At 70.6% G+C, this 19,029-nt stretch carries 19 protein-coding genes; 6 read left to right on the top strand and 13 right to left on the bottom strand.

The features are described from left to right. Nucleotides 1-924 (bottom strand): dihydrodipicolinate synthase family protein, encoded by a 924-nt coding sequence (locus tag HL652_RS16880; RefSeq protein ID WP_171706383.1) that lies wholly within the window; start codon nucleotides 922-924, stop codon nucleotides 1-3. Nucleotides 925-971: 47 nt separating this feature from the next. Continuing rightward, a complete protein-coding gene (locus HL652_RS16875) occupies nucleotides 972-1,652 on the bottom strand; it encodes a beta/alpha barrel domain-containing protein (RefSeq protein WP_216603926.1) in 681 nt (226 codons plus the stop codon). 148 nt (nucleotides 1,653-1,800) lie between these two features. Here HL652_RS16875 and HL652_RS16870 point away from each other — a divergent pair, with 148 nt between their 5' ends. Continuing rightward, entirely contained in the window at nucleotides 1,801-2,520 is a 720-nt protein-coding gene (locus HL652_RS16870) for a GntR family transcriptional regulator (protein ID WP_171706382.1), read from the top strand. Between the two features lie 9 nt (nucleotides 2,521-2,529). Here the strand turns inward: HL652_RS16870 and HL652_RS16865 are convergent, their stop codons facing one another. Continuing rightward, complete coding sequence (locus HL652_RS16865; protein ID WP_171706381.1) at nucleotides 2,530-3,531, bottom strand: proline racemase family protein; 1,002 nt, start codon at nucleotides 3,529-3,531, stop codon at nucleotides 2,530-2,532. 61 nt (nucleotides 3,532-3,592) lie between these two features. Here HL652_RS16865 and HL652_RS16860 point away from each other — a divergent pair, with 61 nt between their 5' ends. The 4 genes from HL652_RS16860 to HL652_RS16845 all read left to right on the top strand — a co-directional run bounded on the left by HL652_RS16860 (nucleotide 3,593) and on the right by HL652_RS16845 (nucleotide 5,957). Beyond that, complete coding sequence (locus HL652_RS16860; protein ID WP_171706380.1) at nucleotides 3,593-4,285, top strand: GntR family transcriptional regulator; 693 nt, start codon at nucleotides 3,593-3,595, stop codon at nucleotides 4,283-4,285. 110 nt (nucleotides 4,286-4,395) lie between these two features. Then, nucleotides 4,396-4,755, top strand: a complete 360-nt coding sequence (locus tag HL652_RS16855) for a DUF7882 family protein (RefSeq protein WP_253743406.1) — start codon at nucleotides 4,396-4,398, stop codon at nucleotides 4,753-4,755. 45 nt (nucleotides 4,756-4,800) lie between these two features. Beyond that, nucleotides 4,801-5,502 carry a helix-turn-helix transcriptional regulator gene (locus tag HL652_RS16850; protein ID WP_171706379.1) on the top strand — a complete coding sequence of 234 codons (702 nt, stop codon included), beginning with the start codon at nucleotides 4,801-4,803 and terminating at the stop codon, nucleotides 5,500-5,502. Nucleotides 5,503-5,585: 83 nt separating this feature from the next. Then, complete coding sequence (locus HL652_RS16845) at nucleotides 5,586-5,957, top strand: VOC family protein (RefSeq protein WP_171706378.1); 372 nt, start codon at nucleotides 5,586-5,588, stop codon at nucleotides 5,955-5,957. Here the strand turns inward: HL652_RS16845 and HL652_RS16840 are convergent. Genes HL652_RS16840 through HL652_RS16815 form a run of 6 tightly spaced genes read right to left on the bottom strand, consistent with a single transcriptional unit; the run spans nucleotide 5,938 to nucleotide 11,850 of the window. Beyond that, complete coding sequence (locus HL652_RS16840) at nucleotides 5,938-6,789, bottom strand: hypothetical protein (protein WP_171706377.1); 852 nt, start codon at nucleotides 6,787-6,789, stop codon at nucleotides 5,938-5,940. The two genes, HL652_RS16845 and HL652_RS16840, sit on opposite strands and share 20 nt — an antisense overlap. Continuing rightward, a complete protein-coding gene (locus HL652_RS16835; RefSeq protein WP_171706376.1) occupies nucleotides 6,786-7,865 on the bottom strand; it encodes a Gfo/Idh/MocA family protein in 1,080 nt (359 codons plus the stop codon). The genes HL652_RS16840 and HL652_RS16835 overlap by 4 nt, the downstream gene beginning before the upstream one ends. Beyond that, nucleotides 7,862-8,755, bottom strand: a complete 894-nt coding sequence (locus tag HL652_RS16830) for a sugar phosphate isomerase/epimerase family protein (protein WP_171706375.1) — start codon at nucleotides 8,753-8,755, stop codon at nucleotides 7,862-7,864. Before HL652_RS16830 ends, HL652_RS16835 begins: the two co-directional genes overlap by 4 nt. Nucleotides 8,756-8,762: 7 nt before the next feature. Then, complete coding sequence (locus HL652_RS16825) at nucleotides 8,763-9,917, bottom strand: GDSL-type esterase/lipase family protein (RefSeq protein ID WP_171706374.1); 1,155 nt, start codon at nucleotides 9,915-9,917, stop codon at nucleotides 8,763-8,765. Further along, nucleotides 9,917-10,759, bottom strand: coding sequence for an amidohydrolase family protein (locus tag HL652_RS16820; protein ID WP_171706373.1), 843 nt, complete (start codon nucleotides 10,757-10,759; stop codon nucleotides 9,917-9,919). Before HL652_RS16820 ends, HL652_RS16825 begins: the two co-directional genes overlap by 1 nt. Continuing rightward, nucleotides 10,756-11,850, bottom strand: coding sequence for an enolase C-terminal domain-like protein (locus tag HL652_RS16815; protein ID WP_171706372.1), 1,095 nt, complete (start codon nucleotides 11,848-11,850; stop codon nucleotides 10,756-10,758). Before HL652_RS16815 ends, HL652_RS16820 begins: the two co-directional genes overlap by 4 nt. A gap of 128 nt (nucleotides 11,851-11,978) precedes the next feature. Here HL652_RS16815 and HL652_RS16810 point away from each other — a divergent pair, with 128 nt between their 5' ends. Beyond that, a complete protein-coding gene (locus HL652_RS16810) occupies nucleotides 11,979-14,420 on the top strand; it encodes a hypothetical protein (protein WP_171706371.1) in 2,442 nt (813 codons plus the stop codon). 175 nt (nucleotides 14,421-14,595) lie between these two features. Here HL652_RS16810 and HL652_RS16805 read toward each other — a convergent pair whose 3' ends face one another. The 4 genes from HL652_RS16805 to HL652_RS16790 form a co-directional block, all read right to left on the bottom strand. After that, nucleotides 14,596-15,204, bottom strand: coding sequence for a hypothetical protein (locus HL652_RS16805; RefSeq protein ID WP_171706370.1), 609 nt, complete (start codon nucleotides 15,202-15,204; stop codon nucleotides 14,596-14,598). 63 nt (nucleotides 15,205-15,267) lie between these two features. Then, nucleotides 15,268-17,352, bottom strand: coding sequence for a beta-galactosidase (locus HL652_RS16800; protein WP_171706369.1), 2,085 nt, complete (start codon nucleotides 17,350-17,352; stop codon nucleotides 15,268-15,270). Nucleotide 17,353: 1 nt separating this feature from the next. Next, nucleotides 17,354-17,956, bottom strand: coding sequence for an SGNH/GDSL hydrolase family protein (locus HL652_RS16795; protein ID WP_253743404.1), 603 nt, complete (start codon nucleotides 17,954-17,956; stop codon nucleotides 17,354-17,356). Between the two features lie 8 nt (nucleotides 17,957-17,964). Continuing rightward, nucleotides 17,965-18,978, bottom strand: a complete 1,014-nt coding sequence (locus HL652_RS16790; RefSeq protein WP_171706367.1) for a zinc-dependent alcohol dehydrogenase — start codon at nucleotides 18,976-18,978, stop codon at nucleotides 17,965-17,967. Nucleotides 18,979-19,029: the final 51 nt, after the last annotated feature.

The raw sequence follows: 19,029 nt of genomic DNA, 5'->3' as shown, positions 1-19,029 counted from the left end.
TCAGTCGATCAGTCCGGCGTCACGCAGCCGGTCGGCGATGGCCTGCCGCAGCACCGGGTCGGTGACGGGCTGGAGCGGCGGGCGCACGTGGCTTACGGGCTGACCCAGAATGGCCATCGCCGACTTGAGCTGCGAGCTCGGCGAACCGAAGCGACCACCGAAGTCGGGCGCGATGAACGACGAGGTGAGGGCCCACCACTTGTCGGCCCAGGGTCGAGCCGCGTCGAGGTCGCCGGCCCAGAGGTTCTCGAAGAACGGTACGGCGAACGGTGCGCCGATTCCGCCGCCGTCGATGTAGCCGTCACCGCCGAGCTCGCGCATGATGGCGAGACCCCGTCGGTTGATGAGGCTCGAGAAGATGCGAACCTGGCCGGCCAGTGCCTCGATGAAGTCGACGACGCGAACCCAGTCGGCCGTGCTGTTCTTGATCGCGACGACGTGCTCGAGGTCGGCGATGTGCCGGGCCGTGTCGAGCTCGATCTCGAGCGCGGCACCCCGTGGCCAGTTGTACGCGACGAGCGGCAGCTGCACCTGGGCGTCGACGTCGCGGTAGAACTGCAGCACCTCCTGCTGGGTGGGGTGGGCGTAGGGCGGGGGAGTCGTGAGCACGCCGGAGGCGCCTGCCTCGGCCGCGCCGTCGGCCAGCCGCAGCACCTGGTCTGCGGTGAACGAGGTGCAGCCGACGATCACGGGGATGCGTCCCGCTGCAGCCTCGACGGCGACCCGGGCCGTGTTCGTACGCTCCTCGTCGGTCTGCGCCCACCACTCGCCGGCGCTGCCGTTGATCAGCACTCCGTGCACGCCGGCCTGGACGTACAGCTCGATGATCTCCCGCATGACCTGATCATCGAACGACCCCTCCTCGGTGAATGCGGTCGGAGCCGCGGGCCAGTAGCCCTTCCAGTCGACGGTGTTGCGATCCATGTTCTCTCCTTCTGAATGTCTGATGCTGGATGTCGGATGCGCGCGCCTCAGCGCCGGGCCCGCTCGGCGAAGGCCAACGCCGTCCGCACCTGTGACACGACGTCTTTCTCGCCCGGCAGGACGCCGTCGAAGATGGCTCCCCCGATGGTGAAGCCCCAGGCGCCGGCCTCGTCGATCGCGGCCACCTGAGCCTCTGTGGTCACGGAGCCGGCGACGATGACCCGCCCCGGCACGGCCTGCACCGTGCGGCGGATGAGTTCCGGCACGTCGGCGCTCGTGTGCCGGTAGGCGAGCAGGTCGACGCCGTCGACCCCGTCGAGCGCCGACAGGGCGCCGGCGTGGTCGGCGATCTCCTCGACCGAACCGGTCAACTCGCTCGGGTGCCCGACGATCTTGCCGGGGAACGGAGCGAAACGGATGCCGGAGCCGGCGAGGTGGGCGCTCGCCGTCTCGGCGAACTGCCCGCCGAGCACCCAGTCGACCCCCGCGCCAAGGGCGGCGTCGATCGAGCGGCGCTCGTCGTCGGCCGTCAGGGAGACGACCTCGAGGTAGACCGTCATCCCTGCTGCCTTCGCTTGCGCGGTGAGCTCGCGCTGCAGCTCGGGCGTCGCGCCGACGTCTTTGAACCCCACGTGGCGAAGGCCGGTGCCCGCGATCTGGTCGAGCACGGTCCGAGCATCGTCGACGGTTCGATCGCGGTTCGTGAGCATGAAGATGAATTCGGGCACGTGGACTCCTTAGCGGCATTGCAATGTGATATTGCATAGAATCAGGTCGCTGCGGCGATGTCAAGAAAACAGTGTGACATTGCACAAAGATCTGCTGTCCTCGATACCATCGATGGGTCCACCCAGCCCTCGGAGGAATCGAGTCAGCGTGATCAACAAGCTCCCCGATGACGTCTCCTCGGCCGCCGCACGCATGCTCGGCACCGCGCCGGGTGGGCTGGCGGTGCCCAACCGGCGTGACCAGATCCTCGACGTGCTGCGCGCCGCGGTGCTCTCGGGCGCGATGGAGGACGGTGTCGTCTATTCCGCTCCGGCACTCTCGGCCCAGTTCGGCGTCTCGCCGACCCCCGTGCGCGAGGCGATGATCACCCTCGCGCGCGAGAAGCTCATCACGGTGGCGCCCAACAAGGGCTTCGTGGTGGCGTCGCCCACCCAGCGCGAGCTGACCGAGATGCTCGACGCCCGGCTGCTTCTCGAAGTGCCGATGGCCCGCCGCGTCGCGCAGGACGGTCTCTCCGACGACGACTACGCGAGACTCGGCGAACTCGCCGACCACACGCTCACCACGGCGCAGAAGGGTGACTTCATCGCCCACGTGCTCGCCGATCTCACCTTCCACGTCGAGCTGGTGGGGCTCGGCGGCAACGCCGAGATCACCGAGATCGTGCGCACCCTGCGGGCCCGCTGGCGGCTCAGCGGGCTCGATTCACCGGCCAAGCACGACGTCCTCATCCACACCTCGGAGCAGCACCGCGAACTGGTGGAGCTCATCCGGGCGAAGGATGCCGACGCCGCCGCGACGCTCCTCGACGAGCACCTGCGGCTGGCGGGCGACGCCTGGCGCGAGGAGGCCGCTGCGCAGGAGTGAACTCCTCGCTCAGACGGTGAAACCGGCCGGGAACGGGTCGGTGGGGTCGAGCAGATGCTGGCTGAAACCGGTGATCCAGGCCCGGCCCGAGAACGAGGGCACGACGGCGTCGAAGCCGGCGATCGTCGTCGTCTCGAGCACCCGGCCGACGAAGCGGCTCCCGATGATCGACTCGTTCACGAACTCCTCGCCCACTCCGAGGCGGCCCTGGGCGTGCAGCAGGGCGAGCCTGGCCGAGGTGCCGGTGCCGCAGGGGGACCGGTCGAAATAACCGGGCACGTTGAGAACGACGTTGCGCGCATCCGCTCCGTCGCGTCCCGGCGCGACGAACTGGGCGTGGTGGATGGTGGCGATCGAGGGGTTCTCGGGATGCGCGGGCGGGTTCTGCTCGTTGATCGCGCTGATCACACGCAGACCGAGGTCGATGAGCTCCTGCTTGTGCTGGAGGTCGACGTCGAGCCCGAGGTCGGCCGCCTCGACGATGGGGTAGAAGTTGCCTCCGTAGACCATGTCGTAGCGCAGCAGGCCGTGACCGTCGACGTGCACGACCTGATCGCGGGCCAAGACGAACGACGGCACGTTCGTGAGCGTCACCGACGTCGCGCGACCATCGGTGACCGAGACCTCGGCGGTCACGAGGCCGGCTGGCGTGTCGAGACGGATGACGGTCACGGGTTCGACCACCTCGACCATCCCCGTCTCGATCAGCACCGTCGCCACGCCGATCGTGCCGTGCCCGCACATGGGCAGGAATCCGGTGGTCTCGATGTACAGCACGCCCCAGTCGGCGTCAGCGCGCGTGGGGGGTTGGAGGATCGCGCCCGACATCGAGGCATGACCGTGAGGTTCGCGCATGAGGAAGCCGAGCAGATCGTCGAGATGGGTCTGGGCCCAGTCGCGGCGATCCGACATGGTGGTGCCTGGCACGGGCGCGACACCGCCGATGACGACCCGGGTCGGCATCCCCTCGGTGTGCGAGTCGACGGCGCTGATCATCCTGCTGCTTCGCATTCATCCTCCTCGGTGACAGGTGTTGCTAATATAACGTGACATTGCACAGAGAGGGCAAGCCGTGACCATCAACGAGCGCTGGCCGCTGGATCGCCCGACCGATCTGCCCAGCCGTCGTCACCAGGTCGCGGAGATCCTGAGAGCGTCGGTGCTCGCCGAGCAGCTGAAGCCCGGGGTGGTCTACTCGGCCCCGGCCCTGGGCGCCGAGCTCGGTGTCTCGGCGACCCCTGTGCGCGAGGCCATGATCGACCTCGCCAAGGACGGACTGGTCGAGGTCGTGCGCAACAAGGGCTTCCGCGTCGTCGAGCCCTCGGCCGCCCAGCTCGCCCAATTGCTCGACCTCCGGCTGCTGATCGAGGTGCCCATCACCGCGCGGATCGCGGCGCGGGGCCTCAGCGACCAGGAGTACGCGGCGCTGCTCGACCTCGCCGACGCGACGAAGGCTGCGGTCGAAGACCTCGACTTCACCGGCCACGTCGTGGCCGACCAGCACTTCCACCTGTCGCTTCTCGCGCTCGCGGGCAACACGGAGGTCGTGGAGACCATCCGCGTGCTGCGCTCGCGGTCGCGACTGAGCGGCCTCGGCCGGGAGGAGAAGAGACCGTTGCTGCTGCGGAGCGCCGCGGAGCACGGCGAGCTCGTGCAGCTGCTTCGCGATCGCGAGGTCGATGCCGCCGAGAGGCTCATCGGCGAGCACATCGCCGGAGTCGGCCGCGCCTGGTCGTCAGCGACCTCTGACGGTGTCGGCCGATAGCTCGAAGACGGGCGTGGTGCTGATCGACACGGCCAACCGCCGCCCAATTATCCGCCCACGGTTGACGTCGTCCGAAGTGCGCGGGAGTGTGGAGGGGTGAGGAGGCTCTGATGGGAAAATTCCTGTGCGGATCGCACATCGAGGTCGAGTTCGACGACCGTGTCCTGGCTCACCTGCAGGTGGTCATCGGCGCCAAGTTGCGTCGGGGTGAGTCGACGTTCTTCAGCTGGCGCGACAGCGCCGACTCGGGCGACGGGCGCACCACCACGTGGGTGCACCCGCTGGCCGACGTGACCTTCAAGTTCTACGGGCACCGCAATCCGAGCATCAACGGGGCCTGGGTGGAGGCGCTCATGCTCGAGGCCAACAAGCCCGGAGGCCTGCAGCTGGTCGAGGAGCCCGGCGGAGACGGGGGTGCGCCGGTGGCCCACCACAACCCGATCACCGCCACGGGCGAGGCGCAGCGGTAGCGAGCCCGCGTCGGCGACGACTGCCCGGCGGCGCATAATCGAGAGGTGAACCGCACGGATCGGCTCTTCGGCCTCGTCGAGGAACTGCGGGCGACGTCACCGCGCCCCTCGAGCGCACGCCGCCTCGCCGCCCGCTTCGAGGTCTCCACCCGCACGATCGAGCGCGACCTGCTGGCGCTCCAGGAGTCGGGCCTGCCGATCTGGGCGGAGCCGGGCCGGGCGGGCGGCTACGTCATCGACGTCTCGGCCACCCTCGGCCCGATGCGATTCACCCTCGACGAGGCGCTCGCGGTGCTGATCGCGCTCGGCGGGCTCAGGCACAGCCCGTTCCGACACGCGGCTCGCAGCGCCGCGCGGAAGGCCCTTGCCGCCATGCCCGACAGCGATTCGGCGCGTGCTCTCGCCCTGGGGTCGCGCATCCACTTCCTCGAAGAGGAGGAGCAGACCGTCGCAGCGCCGGCGGACTTCTCCCGCGCCCTCCTCGCCGACCGCGTGGTGAGGCTCCGCTACCGAGACGGCGCGGGCACCGAGACCTGGCGCGACGTCGAACCCCTCGGCTCGATCGGCAGAGACGGCGCCTGGTACCTCGTCGCCTGGTGCCGCACGCGAGACGGCGTGCGCGCCTTCCGCAGCGACCGGATGCTCGCGCTGGAGATCATGGACGAACGCCCGCCGAGACGGTCGCTCCGCGCCTCCGACCTCGCCATCGAATACGGGAGGCTGCGCTCGGCGGTCGACTGGGACTGATTCCGCCGAAATGCCGACAGGACGTCGTCGCACCCGAGGGCGATGGTGGAGCTTCCCCGTCCCATCGCATCCGGAGGTCTCCCATGTCATTCGCATCCATCCGCATCGTCAACGCCGATCTCGACCGCATGGTCGCGTTCTACGAGCGGGTCACCGGGCAGAAGGCCGAGCGGCCGGCGCCGCCGTTCGCCCAGTTCGGCGGACCGGGGGCTGCGTTGGCGATCGCCGACACCTCCACCGTCGCGATGCTCGGCGGCGCGATGGCGCCGGCGGCGAACCGGTCGGTGTTCATCGAGTTCGAGGTCGATGACGTCGACGGGTGCTTCGCGGCGCTGCAGCCCGAGGGCGACGAGGTCGTGCTCGCGCCGACGACCATGCCCTGGGGCAACCGTTCGGCGCTCGTGCGCGACCCCGACGGGAACGTCGTGAATCTGTTCAGTCGCCCGGCGGGGTGAGGGGAGGCAGGAGAGCGCTCGCTCTGGCGAAGGACTCGAGGTCGCCGGGTCGCCCGCCGGCGAGGAGCGCGTCGTTGAGTCTCTGCCACGCGGTGCGGTGCGCGGTCTGCCAGATCGTGGGCAGCTCGACGGCGTCGCTCGCCGAGGTGTGGACTGCCCGCCCGGGGCGCGCCGTCGTGCCATCGGGCACCTCGATGCGGATGGTCTCGTCGGGAGCCACGAGCAGGAGGTCGAGCGTGCAGTCCGCGGTGTCGCTGCGCGCGGCGCTCAGCACGATCCGGGCCCCCGTCGTCGATCGGCCCACTCCGAGGAGGGAGGATGCCGTCTCCGCGACGACCTCGAGCGAGCTCACCTCCACCCCGAGCCGCTGCACCGCCCGGAGCTGGGCGAAGAGCACTGCGCGGAGATCGCGGCCTCTACGGGGTTCGATGCTCCGGGCGTCGACCACGCGGGTGCGGGCGATCGGGGCGGACAGGCGCTCCGCCGCCGTCAGCAGCGCGGGCGAGGAGGCCCAGCTCTCGGCCAGCACGATGGCGCAGCCCGAGACGTCGTCGGCCAAGGCGACGAGGGGCACACGCGCAGCCACGGGCAGCGGATCGGTGACGACCACACCGCGCGCCCCGGCGCTCGCCGCCTCCCGAGCCCGCTCGACCCACCCCTCGGAGCCCGCGACCACCACGACATCGGGACGAGCGGCGACGGCGTCGGCGCGGGCGTCGGAAGCCCCGGCGGAGAAGCGTCGGAACGAGAGGGGAAGCGTCGCGAGAGTCGCCACCGCCACAGCCGTACGCTCCGGGTCTGCCGACTCGACCTGCACCGACCACGCGGTCATCGCGTCTCCTCCCGCCAAGCGGTCTCGGAGGCCGCCGCGGCGACCGTCAAGACGAACTCGAGATCGTCGATGAGCGCGTCGACGGAAGGCGCAGCCGCCGACCCCGACCCCGCCGACCCCGCCGCCGACCCCGCCGCGGCGATGGCGTGCAGCGCCCGCCACTCGCCTTCGTAGCCGTTGTGGGCAGAGGGACCGAAGCGCACGGTGCGCGCATCCGTGGCGATGGTCGCGGTCGCAGAGCCCGCCTGCACGTACGACGGTGGGAACTCGAGCAGAAGCCTGGCCTCGTCGGCCACCACCTCGAGCTCCCAGGTGGGCCGCCACTGCTCGGTGAGCGCGCCGATGGCGTGCACCAGCCGGCCGTGCGCCGTGAACCCGATCTCGTAGCCCCACGGGGAGAGCGCGCTCGCCGACACCACCTCGAGATCGTCGACTCCGGGGAGCAGCCGGCGGATGAGCGGGAGGTCGTGAACGGCGAGGCCCAGCACCCCGCCGAACACCATCTGCGCCCGCACGGCCGGGTCGTCGAGGTCGGGGAGCCCCAGGGCGGGCCGCGCCGTCAGAACCTCCGTCGCCGAGGTCTCGAAGCGGGCGTTCGGCGGAAGCACCACACGAGAACGGATGGTGTGGGCTTCGTGACCGAGAGCATCCCACTCCGCCAGCGCGGCGAGCCAGACCGGGTCGACCGTGTGCATCGCGCCTACGATGACGGGCACCCCGGTCTCGCGGCTGGCCTCGGCGATCAGCTCCGCCTGCTGCCGGTCGGTGGCGAACGGCTTCTCGCAGAGCACCGCGCGCTTGCCCGCTCGCATCGCGGCGATGACCTGCTGTGCGTGGAAAGCGCTCGGGCTGCAGATCGCGACGACCTCGATGCGCTCGTCGGCGAGCAGCTCGTCGATCGAGGTCGACGCGCGGGCGCCGGCGCGGCGTGCGACGGCGGCCGCGACTTCCGGGTCCACGTCCATGATGTTCCGCACCTCGAACAGCTCGCCGAGCCGGGCGAGGGTCGGCAGGTGGATGGCCTGCACCACGGGCCCGGCGCCCACGATGCCGACGCCGAACGGTTCGGTCGTCATCGGGCGGCCTCCGCGAAGTAGGGGAGGGCGAGCACGTTCTCGCGCGAGAGCACGGCGCTGTCGAAGGGGGTGCCGTGCTTGGGCAGGTCGACTTCGATCACGTACCAGCCGTCGAAGTCGGCGGGCAGCGCGTCGAGCACCCCCGTGAGGTCGAGCCCCCCGGCGCCGGGTTCGGCCCAGATGCGGTCGGTACGGGTGGCGTCGAAGTAGCTCGTGCCCTGGGCGAGCACGCGTGCGGCAGCGGCGGTGTCGAGGTCTTTGAGGTGCACGGCCGCGACGCGGTCACGGTAGTCGCCGACGAGTTGCACCGGGTCGATGCCGGCGAACGCGAGGTGGCCGGTGTCGGGCCCGAACGCGAGCGCCCCGCCCCGCGTGCGGTCGAGAACGCCGCGCACCTCGGCCTCGACTTCGATCCACGAGCCGACATGCGGATGCAGTGCTGCCGTCACCCCCTCGGCTCGCGCCACCTGCGCGGCGAGTTCCAGGCCGTCGGCCATGATCGCGACCCGTTCGGCCGACGCCTCTACCCCGATCGCCGGATGCGCGCGGCGGGGATCGCACATGTGCTGGGCGATGAACAGAGTGTCGACACCGAGCTCGGCGGTGGCGGCAGCGTGGCGGCGTGCTCCCTCGATGGCGTCGGCACGAGCATCCGGGTCGTCGAAGAATCCGCCGAAGTAGCCAGGGGCGGGGCGGAGCCCGTGGGCGGCGAGCAGCTCACCGTACTCGCGGGGCGTGAGGTGCGGGGGCACGTCGGCGTGCACCGCTGAGTAACCGGCCCGGGCGATGTCGGCGAAGCTCGCGTGAAGGCGCTCCGGCGAGAGATCGAGGCCGCTGCCGTCGAGGAGGAAGGGGAGGGGGTTGATGGCGAGGCGTTCTCGTCGGGACACGGTGGGGTCACTCTCCGATGGTCGTGGTTCGGGGCGCCCAAGGCGCGCTGCGCGCCAGCTCGACGAAGCGCCGGCCCATGAGGGCGTACCCCGCGGCATCGGGGTGGAGCCTGTCGTGCAGGTGATGGGCGTCGGCGGGGCCCAGCATGCGCCGACCGTCGAGGTAGTGCAGGGCAGGGTCGGCGCGCTCGTCGACGATGCGCTCGAGCTCCGGCCGCACCCACGACAGCGTGAGCACGCCGGGGCGGTCGCCGGCGGGGGTTCCGGCGAGGTGACCGTCGGGCCCGACCACGGTGGGGCCGGGCGTGGTCTCGTGCATCGGAAGGGAGACGGGGGAGATGACGACCAGCGGCGTCTCGGGCTGCCCCTCCCGGATGGTGTCGAGGAACCCGTGCACCGCGGGGCTGAAGGTGCGCATCCGCAACGCGTCGGCGTTGAGGGGGTTCGTGCCGATCTTCAGCGTGATCAGCTCGCTCGGCCGATCGCGGATGACCCGGGCCACGAAGGGATCGATCATCGCCTGGCCGCCGAAGCCGAGGTTCGTGAGGTCCCAGTCGAGTGCGAGGGCGGCGAGCGCGGTCCAGGTGCGGGTGGGGCCGTCGGCCTCGGCGGAGTGGCTGATCGAGCTGCCGTAGTGCGTCCAGCGCGGTCGCGCCCGCGACGGGGCTGGGTGCAGTGGAGCGTCGGCGCGCACGGAGCGGATCTCCGTGGCGCTCACCTGTGGCAACCAGACCTCCACCACCCGCGGCTCGGCAGTCGGCCCGCCGAGATCGAGCGCGGCGACCGACACCGTCCCGTCGACCCGCTCCAGACCTCCGGTGCGCAGCTGGCGCAGAATCGGCCCGTTCACGAACGACTTCCGACCGACCTCGACCCCGTCGATCACCGCGGCCAGCACGGCGGGCCGTGTGTCGTCGCCGACGTCGGCCGGAAAGCTCCGCGTGAGCAGCGCCTCCACCTCGATCACGCTCGCGGCGGTCGACACCTCGAGCCGCACTCCGGCCGTCTGCGCCGCCATGCGCTCGATCGACGCGTCACCGCCCCGGTTCCGGATGCTGTGCGGAAGACGGATGGGGGCCAGCCCGTGCTCGGTCTCGTCGACGAACTCGGTGCCGCGCACCGAGGCGCGGATCTCGTCGCGCGACAACTCGAACTGTCGCATCAGCTGCCCCAAGGGTAGAGGGCGAGGATCGTGCCGCCGAACACCCAGTCGAGCTCCGACGCATCCAGGAAGGCGAGCGCGTCGGCGGCGAAGGCGAGTGCGTCGGCATACGAGTGGTGCCGGGTCGAGACGGGCCAGTCCGAGCCCCACGCCAGCCGCTCGGCACCGAATGCTCGAGCCAGGCGCTCGAGCCGGGGCTTCACGTCGGCGTAGGGTGCGGCCGCCTTCGAGACGTAGCGGAACCCCGACACCTTCACCGCGATCGACGGATGCGCGGCCAGCACGATCAGCGCCTCCACCTCGCCGTCCGTGCTCGCCAGCCCCTGGTGGTGCAGCAGTATCGGGAGGTCGGGATGCCGCTCCGCCATCCCGCCGATCGCCGCGTGCCAGGCGGGCGGTGCGTGCACGCTCGCGACCAGCCCGAGGCTCTCCGCCGCGGCGAAGAACTCGGCGGCCGCGGCGGTGTCGAACCACCCGTCATCGTCATCGCCGAGGTAATGCGTGAAGCCCCCCGCCCCCGTGCGCCCGATCTCCTCAGCGAGTCGGGCCGCCGCTCCCGGCCGGTGGTAGCTCGACGACCACCGCGAATCGACGTCGGCGAACATCCGCAACGCCTCAGGATGCTCGCGCCCCGCCCGAGCGACGTCATCGTTGTTGAGGGGGTTGGCGGTGCGCGCATCCTCCCCACCGATCGCGGCCGCGACCACGACCGCCCGGCTCACCCCGTTCGCCGCGAGCTCATCGAGCAGCGCCTCCGGTGTCGTCCCGGCGGCGGGTGGCGTCGCCGCAGCCGCCGGATACGGCCACCGTCGCCACAGGTGGCAGTGCGCGTCGACGATCACCGCAGCCCCACCGACCCCGGCTCGATTCCGACCCCGGGGCCCGACGACGCGCGGGGTGGCTCGGGTGCCCCGCCGAGGCCGATCAGCACCTCGGTGAGAATGTCACCCTCGAGCGCCGACAGCAGCGCCACCGCCCACGGATGCATCGCGGCACCGTGCGGCGCGAAGGTCACGCCGCGCGCGCCGGCCAGCTCTGCCACGGCCCGTGCCGTGCCGATGCCGCCGCACCACGTGACGTCGACCTGCATGACGTCGGCGCACTCCGCCTGCAGGAACCGCCCCGCCTCGGCCAGCCCGAACAGGTGCTCCCCACCTGCCACCGCCACGGGCTGGCTCCGCCGAAGCTCCGCGTACCCCGCGAGGTCGTCGGGCAGCAGCGGTTCCTCGATCCACCCGAGCCCGTGATCGCTCGCGTCACGGAGGAAAGCGGTCGCGTAGTCGACGTTCCACGACATGAAGCAGTCGACCGACAGCGGGACGCTTTCCGTCACGCGAGTGCGGGTCTCGTCGAGTCGGGCCAGGTTGGCTCGCAGACCGGCAGCCCCGTCAGCCGGCCCGTACGCCATCGGCACCTTCACGGTCGCGCTCGCCGCGATCAGCTCGGCGTCGACCTCGTCGAGCAATCGCGGCTCGGGGCAGGTGAGGTAGTAGGGCAAGGCGCTGTCACTCCCGCCGAGCAGCTGCGCCAGCGACACAGCGGATGCTCGCGCAGCCACATCCCACAGCGCCAGCTCACACGCGGAGAGCGCCATCGATGCGACGCCACCGGCGGCGTACGGGAGCGCAGCCAGGCGCAGCTGGTCGACCCGCGTCTCGAGGTCGAGTGGGTCGCGCCCGAGGAGCATCCCGCGGAAGTGCCCCTCGATCAACGCGGCGGTCACCACCCCGCCCCGGCTCTGCCCGACCCCGAAGACGTCGGGGTCGGCGGTCTCGATCAGCACCCACACCAGATCGCTCCCCGGGCCGCGCCAGCTGCTGCGGCGCTCGGCGAACTCCGGGTACCGCGAGAGCGGCGTCGACACGCGGCTCTCGTCGAGCCAGGTGCCGGTCGAGAACGGCGTCACGATCACCGTGACGTTGCGGATCTGCACTGGTTCCTCGGTTCCGACTTCTTCGTGGAGTGGCTGCTCAGCGATGCTAGCTCAAGGTAGCCGTAAAGTTCAACAGGCCGGACTGTAATCCACTATCGTGGACTGATCACCGCAGATTGGGAGATCGAATGAGTCACCGCAGCCTCACGCGAGTCGGGTTGGAAACATCGCTGAAGCCGTTCCCATCCTGGTCGGAGGGCGATCTCGAGTCCACGGCCGCCACCATGTTCGACCAGTGGCGCGACCTCCTCGCTGCGGCCGAGTCGGCGGCCGTCCTGCTCTGGATCTCCGACGGCAGCGAGATCCTGGAATGGAACCTCGACCTCGACCGCGAGGTCACCTGGGCGAGCTCGGTGGGCTTCTCCAACACCGAGTACGGCGCCTACCCGCACGCCGTCACTCCGGACAACACCGCCCAGCCCTTCCGGCCCGACGTGCATCCGCTCCGCTACCGCGACATCCATCGCCTGGTGGCGACGATCCGCCGAGTGGGCGAGCGGATGCTCGGGGTCCCCGTGACGGTGGGCGCGACGTTCGACCCGGGGCCCGAGTTCGCGACCTCGCGTTTCAAGTTCGAGGAGCATCCGGAGATCGTCGCCGGAGACGACGAGGAGCGCCTCGGCAAGCTGATCAAGATGATCCGCGCCAACTCGGTGCTGCACGCCGACGAGCGGGCGTTCGCGGGGTACCCCGACGGTGTGCCGGAGGGTACGTCGTTCGGCGAGTTCCTCGGCCGGCAGGCCGCGTCGTACCTCGCGGAGATGGGCTTCGACTACCTCTGGCTCTCGAACGGCTTCGGCTTCAGCGCCTACTCGTGGACCCCGCTCGGCGAGACCTACAACGGCGACGAGTTCCTCAGCGACCGCGTGCCCGAGGTCTCGGCGACGCTGCAAGGGTTCTGGCGCGCCTTCTTACGTGAGTGCCCCTTCCCGGTCGAGGTGCGGGGCACGAACTTCTCGACCGGCATCGACCTGGGCGGCGACGCCGTGCCCACCCGCGAGATCTACGCGGCCGGCCGCTTTCGTAACCCGCCGCCGAACTCGCCCTGGGGCCCGCTCAACGAGGACTTCGGTATCGAGCTGTCGGGCTACCTCTCGCGCATCGCCGAGGTGCCGTCAGACGGGTTCCTCTTCCGCTTCTACGTGAACGACCCGTGGTTCTGGCAGAACCCCTGGTGGGATTTCTACAACCGCGAACCCTTCGACATCTACCTCCCGCTCAACGTCTCGCGACTGGACTCGCGCGGGGTCGTGCGCACCGCATCCGATGTGCAGTTCCTCTCGATCGACACCGAAGGAGGGGGCCTGGATGCGCGTGCCGGCCGCGAGGTGAGCGGCCACGTGCTGCGTGCGCTCGAGTCGGCGCCCGATGCGGCGGGCCCGGTCGTGTGGGTCTACCCCTTCGACGAGTACGCCGACGATGCGGTGGCCGACCCGTCGTCGGTGCGGCACCCGTACTTCGAGGACTGGTACCTCACGGCCGCCATCAATGCCGGTGCCCCGGTGAACACGGTGGTGTCGACGCGCTCGCTCGCGGCGGCCGTCGCGGCGGGCTCGCTCGACGGGCGGATTCTCGTGGTGCCGACGCGGGCGCTGCGCGGGCGGGTGCTCTCGCTGCTCGAGACACTGGCGAGCGGGCGGGGTGCTCGGGTGCTGGCCTACGGCGCGGCCGACCGGGCGGATGAGCGGGGTCGCAGCCTGCTCGGGGTGACTCTGGGCGACGGTCTCGAGGGTGACCTCTCTCTCGAGACCACACTCGACTCCGATGCGGTCGTGTCAGGGCCTCACCCTCTCGGTCGTGTTCTCCGCCACTCGTCGACCCTGTCGGGCGGCCCCGTACGCGAGACGGCGACACCGGATGCGACGGTGCTGGCATCGGTGCGCTCGGGTTCCGAGGTGCGGGCGTACGCCACCCGGCGGGGATCGTGGGCGTGGGTGCGAGGCTCCTCGACCTTCGACCGCGCCCCCATGGATGACCACGGCTTCCGCCACTCCCGCCCCCTCGACCCGCGCGAGTTCGAGGAGGCGGGCGCCGTGCTCGGCCGGGTGCTCGGCGAGCTCGGACTGTCCTGCCGCTTCACCCGGCGCGACATCACCTCACGCGTTGCCGTGCAGTCCCTGCACCACCACACCGATGCCACCTGGCTGAACGGCTACCTCGCCGACACCACCACCCGGGTCCGCTACCGTCTCCCCCTCGGTGCCCCCGTCTTCACCGGCCTCGAGGCCTGGTACGCCGACGGCCACACCGAATACTCCTTCGGCAAGACCCTCCACGCCGAGGCCCGCATCTTCGTACAGCAACAGGACGCCGCCACCCTCACCTGCCGCGAACTCCCTCCCTACCCGTATTCAATGACCCGCACCCTCAAGGCCACCGGCTTCACCGACGCCCACGTCACGGTGACCGTCCCCCGCACCGCCACCCACGTCACCCTCCTCCGCGACGACCAGGCCACCCTCAACCTCATCGGCGACCCCGTCACCCCCCACGACGTCACCCCCGACCTGGCCGACGGCCGCCTCACCCTCCCCCACGTCACCGGCTCCCTCGTCGTGAGCTGGTCCTAGCGCGCCGGCCGCCGTCAGCGGCGGTTCTCGTGCGCCGCCCATACTGATGGGCGTGGGGTCGCGACCTTGATGGGCTCCTGAAGGGTCTGTAGAATGATGGCGAGCCTCCCCCCGAGGGGTGCGAGGAAGTGAGACCGGGATCCCCGCCGCATGACGGGACCCGGTCTTCGCGTTTCTAGAGCTCGAACACGATCTCTTCGAGAACGGCGTCCAGTGGGTCTCGGTACAGGAGTTGACCGTTGTGTGCGGCGACCACTGCTCCGGCCACCGAGTCGGGCACCCAGAGAAGTGGCTCGTCGAGCGGCCGGGCGTGATCTACCCGAACCGATTCGGCGAGGGCGAAAGTCGTTCGCAGGCTGGCGACCATCGCGAGATCTCGACGGTTGCCGATCGCATCGCGAGACTCGAGCCAGACGTGTTCGACCTCCTTCGCGGCCAGGTGATGGAGCAAGCGCTCCAGGCGCTTTCGGCGCGCTCTTTCCTGTCGCCGCGGATCGAGTCGGGTCGCGGTGACGACGATACTGGTGAGCGGCATCTCAGCGATGGCCTGCACGATCGCGAGACGGTCGCGCTCTTCCTCGCTGTTCCAGTGCAGTCGACGGCGTCGATCGCGAGCGAGGGCCTGCAGGCTCAGCCGACACGTTTCCAGCAGCCTCGAGTTCTGCGGTGCTACGGCCGCGGCCAGCAGATACAACTCATTCCCCACGTGAACGGACTCATCCACCCAAGCGTGCAACGGCGCACCCGACGCGCTTCTCAGGGCGCCCGCGTAGCCATCGTTCATGCGCACAGCATCGCATCGGCAACCAACACTGCCGTGATGCTGTCCGCGCGCAGCGTGAGGGGGCTAGCGCCAGCGGATGACGGCGGTGCCGGTGGGGGAGAGGGCGATGACGAGGCGGTGGCGGACGAGGGTGGCGCGGCCGTCCGTGAGTTCTTCGAGGGTGGTGACGTCGCCGAGGGCGGGGATGTCGATGTGGAGTTCGGAGGAGGGGGCGCCGGTGACGAAGAGGACCGACCAGGCGCCGCTCGTGCCACGGCGCCACTGCACGGTCGTGCCGTCGGTGGCCGACCCGCTGCCACGCACGCGCGCCGAGACCGCGACGCCGGAGCGGCTCACCAGGAGGCTGGCGAAGTCGAGCACGGCGGTGGACGGGAGCAGGCTGTGGGCGAGGCCGAGGAAGGTGCCGACCGAGATGACCGAGCCCGAACCGAGAGTGCGTTCCACGGCGACGGGGTGGCCGTCGTCCACTCCCAACACCCGCGCACCCGTCTCGTCGTAGTGCTCGACCCAGCTCGCGGCCGGCAGCTCGAAGCGAGCACCGTCGAGCTCCACCGAGATCGTTTCGGAGGCGGGTACAGCCCGCCGCCCCAGCGAGAGTGCTGCGAGACCGTCGCGAGAAGCAGGCGGACGATAGAACGCCTCCGAGTCGAACGCCCCGAGATCCGCCTCGGTCAGCAGCATCCCACCCCGATCCACCCACGCAGCGACCGCCGCGAGCGCAGGCGCGGGAACGTGGAGCGGCCACGGCAACACGAGCAGCTTCAGGTCGTCGAGCCGCGCCAGATGATCGGGGTCGAGCACCTCGTACGGCACCTGCAGCTCCTCGAACACGCGCATCCACCCCAGCTGGCTCTCGCGCGCCTGCACGCCGAAGGTGCCGTCTTGCGCCCACTCGAGGTAGTACGTGTCGGGGAGGAACAGCACTCCCACCTGAGCCGCCTCCGGTCGGTACTCGTCGAAGAACTCCTCGTGCGACGCGAGCACCGACGCCGTGCGTGCCATCGCCTCCGCTCGCGCCTTCGCGTGCCCGTCGTCGCCGGCGAACCCGAAACCCCCCGACTCCCGACCGAGCACCTCGTCGCGCCACTGCCAGATGATGGTGCCCTTGGCGCCGCGGCCGATCCCGTTCCACAGCCACCGCTGCTGCTCGTCGACCCGAACAGCCGGCAGCACGTGATGGCCGAGCCGCCCCCCGCCACCCTGCAGCTCGGCCAGCCAGAACGGCCGATCGCCGGCCGCACTGCGCGTCGCCTCGATGCGCACCCCGAGGTCGAGAAGAGACATGCCCTGCAGGTGCGGAAAGCTCGACGTGCCGTAGCCGTCGAGTTCCGCCGCCAGCGCGAAGTCGTTGCCCCGCGACAGGGGCTGCTCGAACAGGCTCCCCGCCGAGTTCACCGAGGGCTCGCCGCAGTGCGCCGAGATCGGATGCACGGGGTCGACCCCCCGAAGTGCGTCACGCCGAAAACGCAGGTGCACCGCCGCCCGCTCCGTGAGAAAGCGCTGAAACGCGACGAGATCGGTGTAGGGCAGCCCCGGCTTGCGTCCGGGCTGCACGTCGTCCCACGACCCGAACCGCCGCCGCCATGCCCGCGCCACCCCGTCGAGGTCGCCGTATCGCGAGCGCAGCCACTCATGGAACGCCCGGATGCTCGCGGGACTGTAGTCGAGATAGCCGTCGCCCTCCATCGCCCAGCGGTTCTCGTTCCAGCAGTCCCACGCCACCAGCGCGGGGTGCGACGCGAAGTGCCGCGCCGCCTCCTCGAGGAAGTCGCGCATGTGCCCGAGCACCCGCGGGTCGTCGAACGAGCCACCGGGCGTCACCCCGGCCTGCGCCTCGACGCGGGTCGTCGACGGCGTGACCCTCCCCAGGTGGTCGACCATCGCCGCATCCGGATACCGCCTCAGCACCCACGCCGGCTGCATCTCGGCGATCGTGCTGATGACGACCGTGAGGCCGTTCGCGTGCGCGAGATCCATCAGGCGGTCGTAGTCGCCCCACTCGAACTCGCCCGGCGTGGTCTCGACCCAGCCCCAGATCAGCCAGAGCTGCACCGTGCCGAACCCGGCCCGGGCGATGGCGGCAATGTCCTGCTCCCACAGCGACTCGTCCGGCGACGGCGGGCGGTAGTACTGAACCCCGAGCAGCATGTCAGAGCGTCACCGACTCGCACCAGGTGCGCGCCAGCAGCTCGCGGCCGGCATCGGTCGGATGCACGCCGTCCCACAGCAGGCCCGCCGGGTCTCGCTCCCACCCGGCCCGGGTGAAGGCGACGTCGGCGGCGACCAGCTGGGCGTCGAACTCGTTGGCGAGTGCCCGCACCACCTCGATCTTGGGGTCGAGGTCATCCCGCCACTCCGACTGCTCGGGGCGGAGGGCGAGGAGGAACGGTTCGATCAGAACGAGGCGGGCACCCGCATCCGTCGCCTTCGTGAGCATGCTGCGGTACGCGGCCTCGAACGCCTCGACCGAGGTGGCCTCGCCTCCGTCGTAGCGGCGCCAGGTGTCGTTGATGCCCACGTGGATCGACACCAGATCGGGCTCGTGCTCGAGGCAGTCGCGGTCGAAGCGGGCCTCGAGGTCGACCACCCGGTGGCCGCCGATGCCGGTATTGATCACGACGTCGGCGTGCCCTGCCTCGCTGCGGCGACGCGCCACGCGGGCCACGTAGCCGGTTCCGAGGTCGTAGGGGTCGTCGATGTGCCGCCCGTCTTCGGTGATGCTGTCGCCGATGAAGACCAGTCGCTGCGTCACGCGCATCCTCACTTCGCGTATTCGGGCACCGGGGCGAACGACACGAGCACCTTGCCCGGAATCTCGTCGCCGTTGGCCAGATTCGTGAACGCCTCGTCGGCACTCTCGGGCCCGATGACGCGGCTGATCAGCGCGTCGGCGGTGAGCGGGTTGCCGGCCACCAACGCCGCGGCGTCGGCGAAATCGCGGGCCGAGTAGGTGAAGCTGCCGACCAGGGTGCGCTCGCCGGTGCTGATCTGGAAGGCGTCGAGGCGCACCTGCGGCTCACCCATGCCCACGAGACACACCGTTCCCCCGAGCACCGATCCCTCGAGTGCGTCGGCGAGCGAGCGCGTGCTGCCGACGGCGTCGATGACGACATCGACGGGGCCGCCGCGCCGGCCGAGCGCGTCGACGGGGTCACCCGCCGAGGGGTCGATGGCAGCCACCCCCAGCTCCTCGATGAGCCGCCGGCGACCGGCGCTGATCTCGCTGACGTAGATCTCGGCGACGCCGAGCGCCTGCAGCACGAGCACCACCGACTGCCCGATCGGGCCGCCGCCGATGACGAGCACTCGCTCTCGCCCCGTCACCCCGGCGCGGCGCACGGCGTGCAGCGCGACGGCGGTCGGCTCCACGAGGGCGCCGTGCTCGACGGGCATGCCGTCGGCGAGCCGCAGCACGTTGACCGCGGGAACCACGACGTAGTCGGCGAACGAGGCGTACCGTGCCGGGTCGACACCGATCACCGACTTGCGAGGCGAGTGCTGCTCGCGGTCGGTGAACTCCAACCGGTCTTCCAGCGGAAGCACGACCGGGTTGAAGGTGACCGCGTCGCCGACCTCGAGCCCGAAGGGGGCGCCATCGGGCCCGAACGCCTCGATCGTGCCCGAGGTCTCGTGGCCCATCACCTGGCCCACCGACCGACGGCCGTTGTGACCGGTGTACCCGTGGATGTCGGAGCCGCAGATGCCCGTGAACGCCACCCGGATCAGTACCTCACCCAGAGCAGGCTTCGGCTTGGGGCGATCCGCCAGGGCCATGCGCCCGAATCTCTCCAGCACCAGTGTTCGCACGGTCGATGTCCTCTCGTC

Origin of the sequence: Herbiconiux sp. SALV-R1 (genome assembly GCF_013113715.1) — a bacterium.
GTDB lineage: Bacteria > Actinomycetota > Actinomycetes > Actinomycetales > Microbacteriaceae > Herbiconiux.
This window is presented reverse-complemented; position numbering and strand designations above follow the sequence as displayed.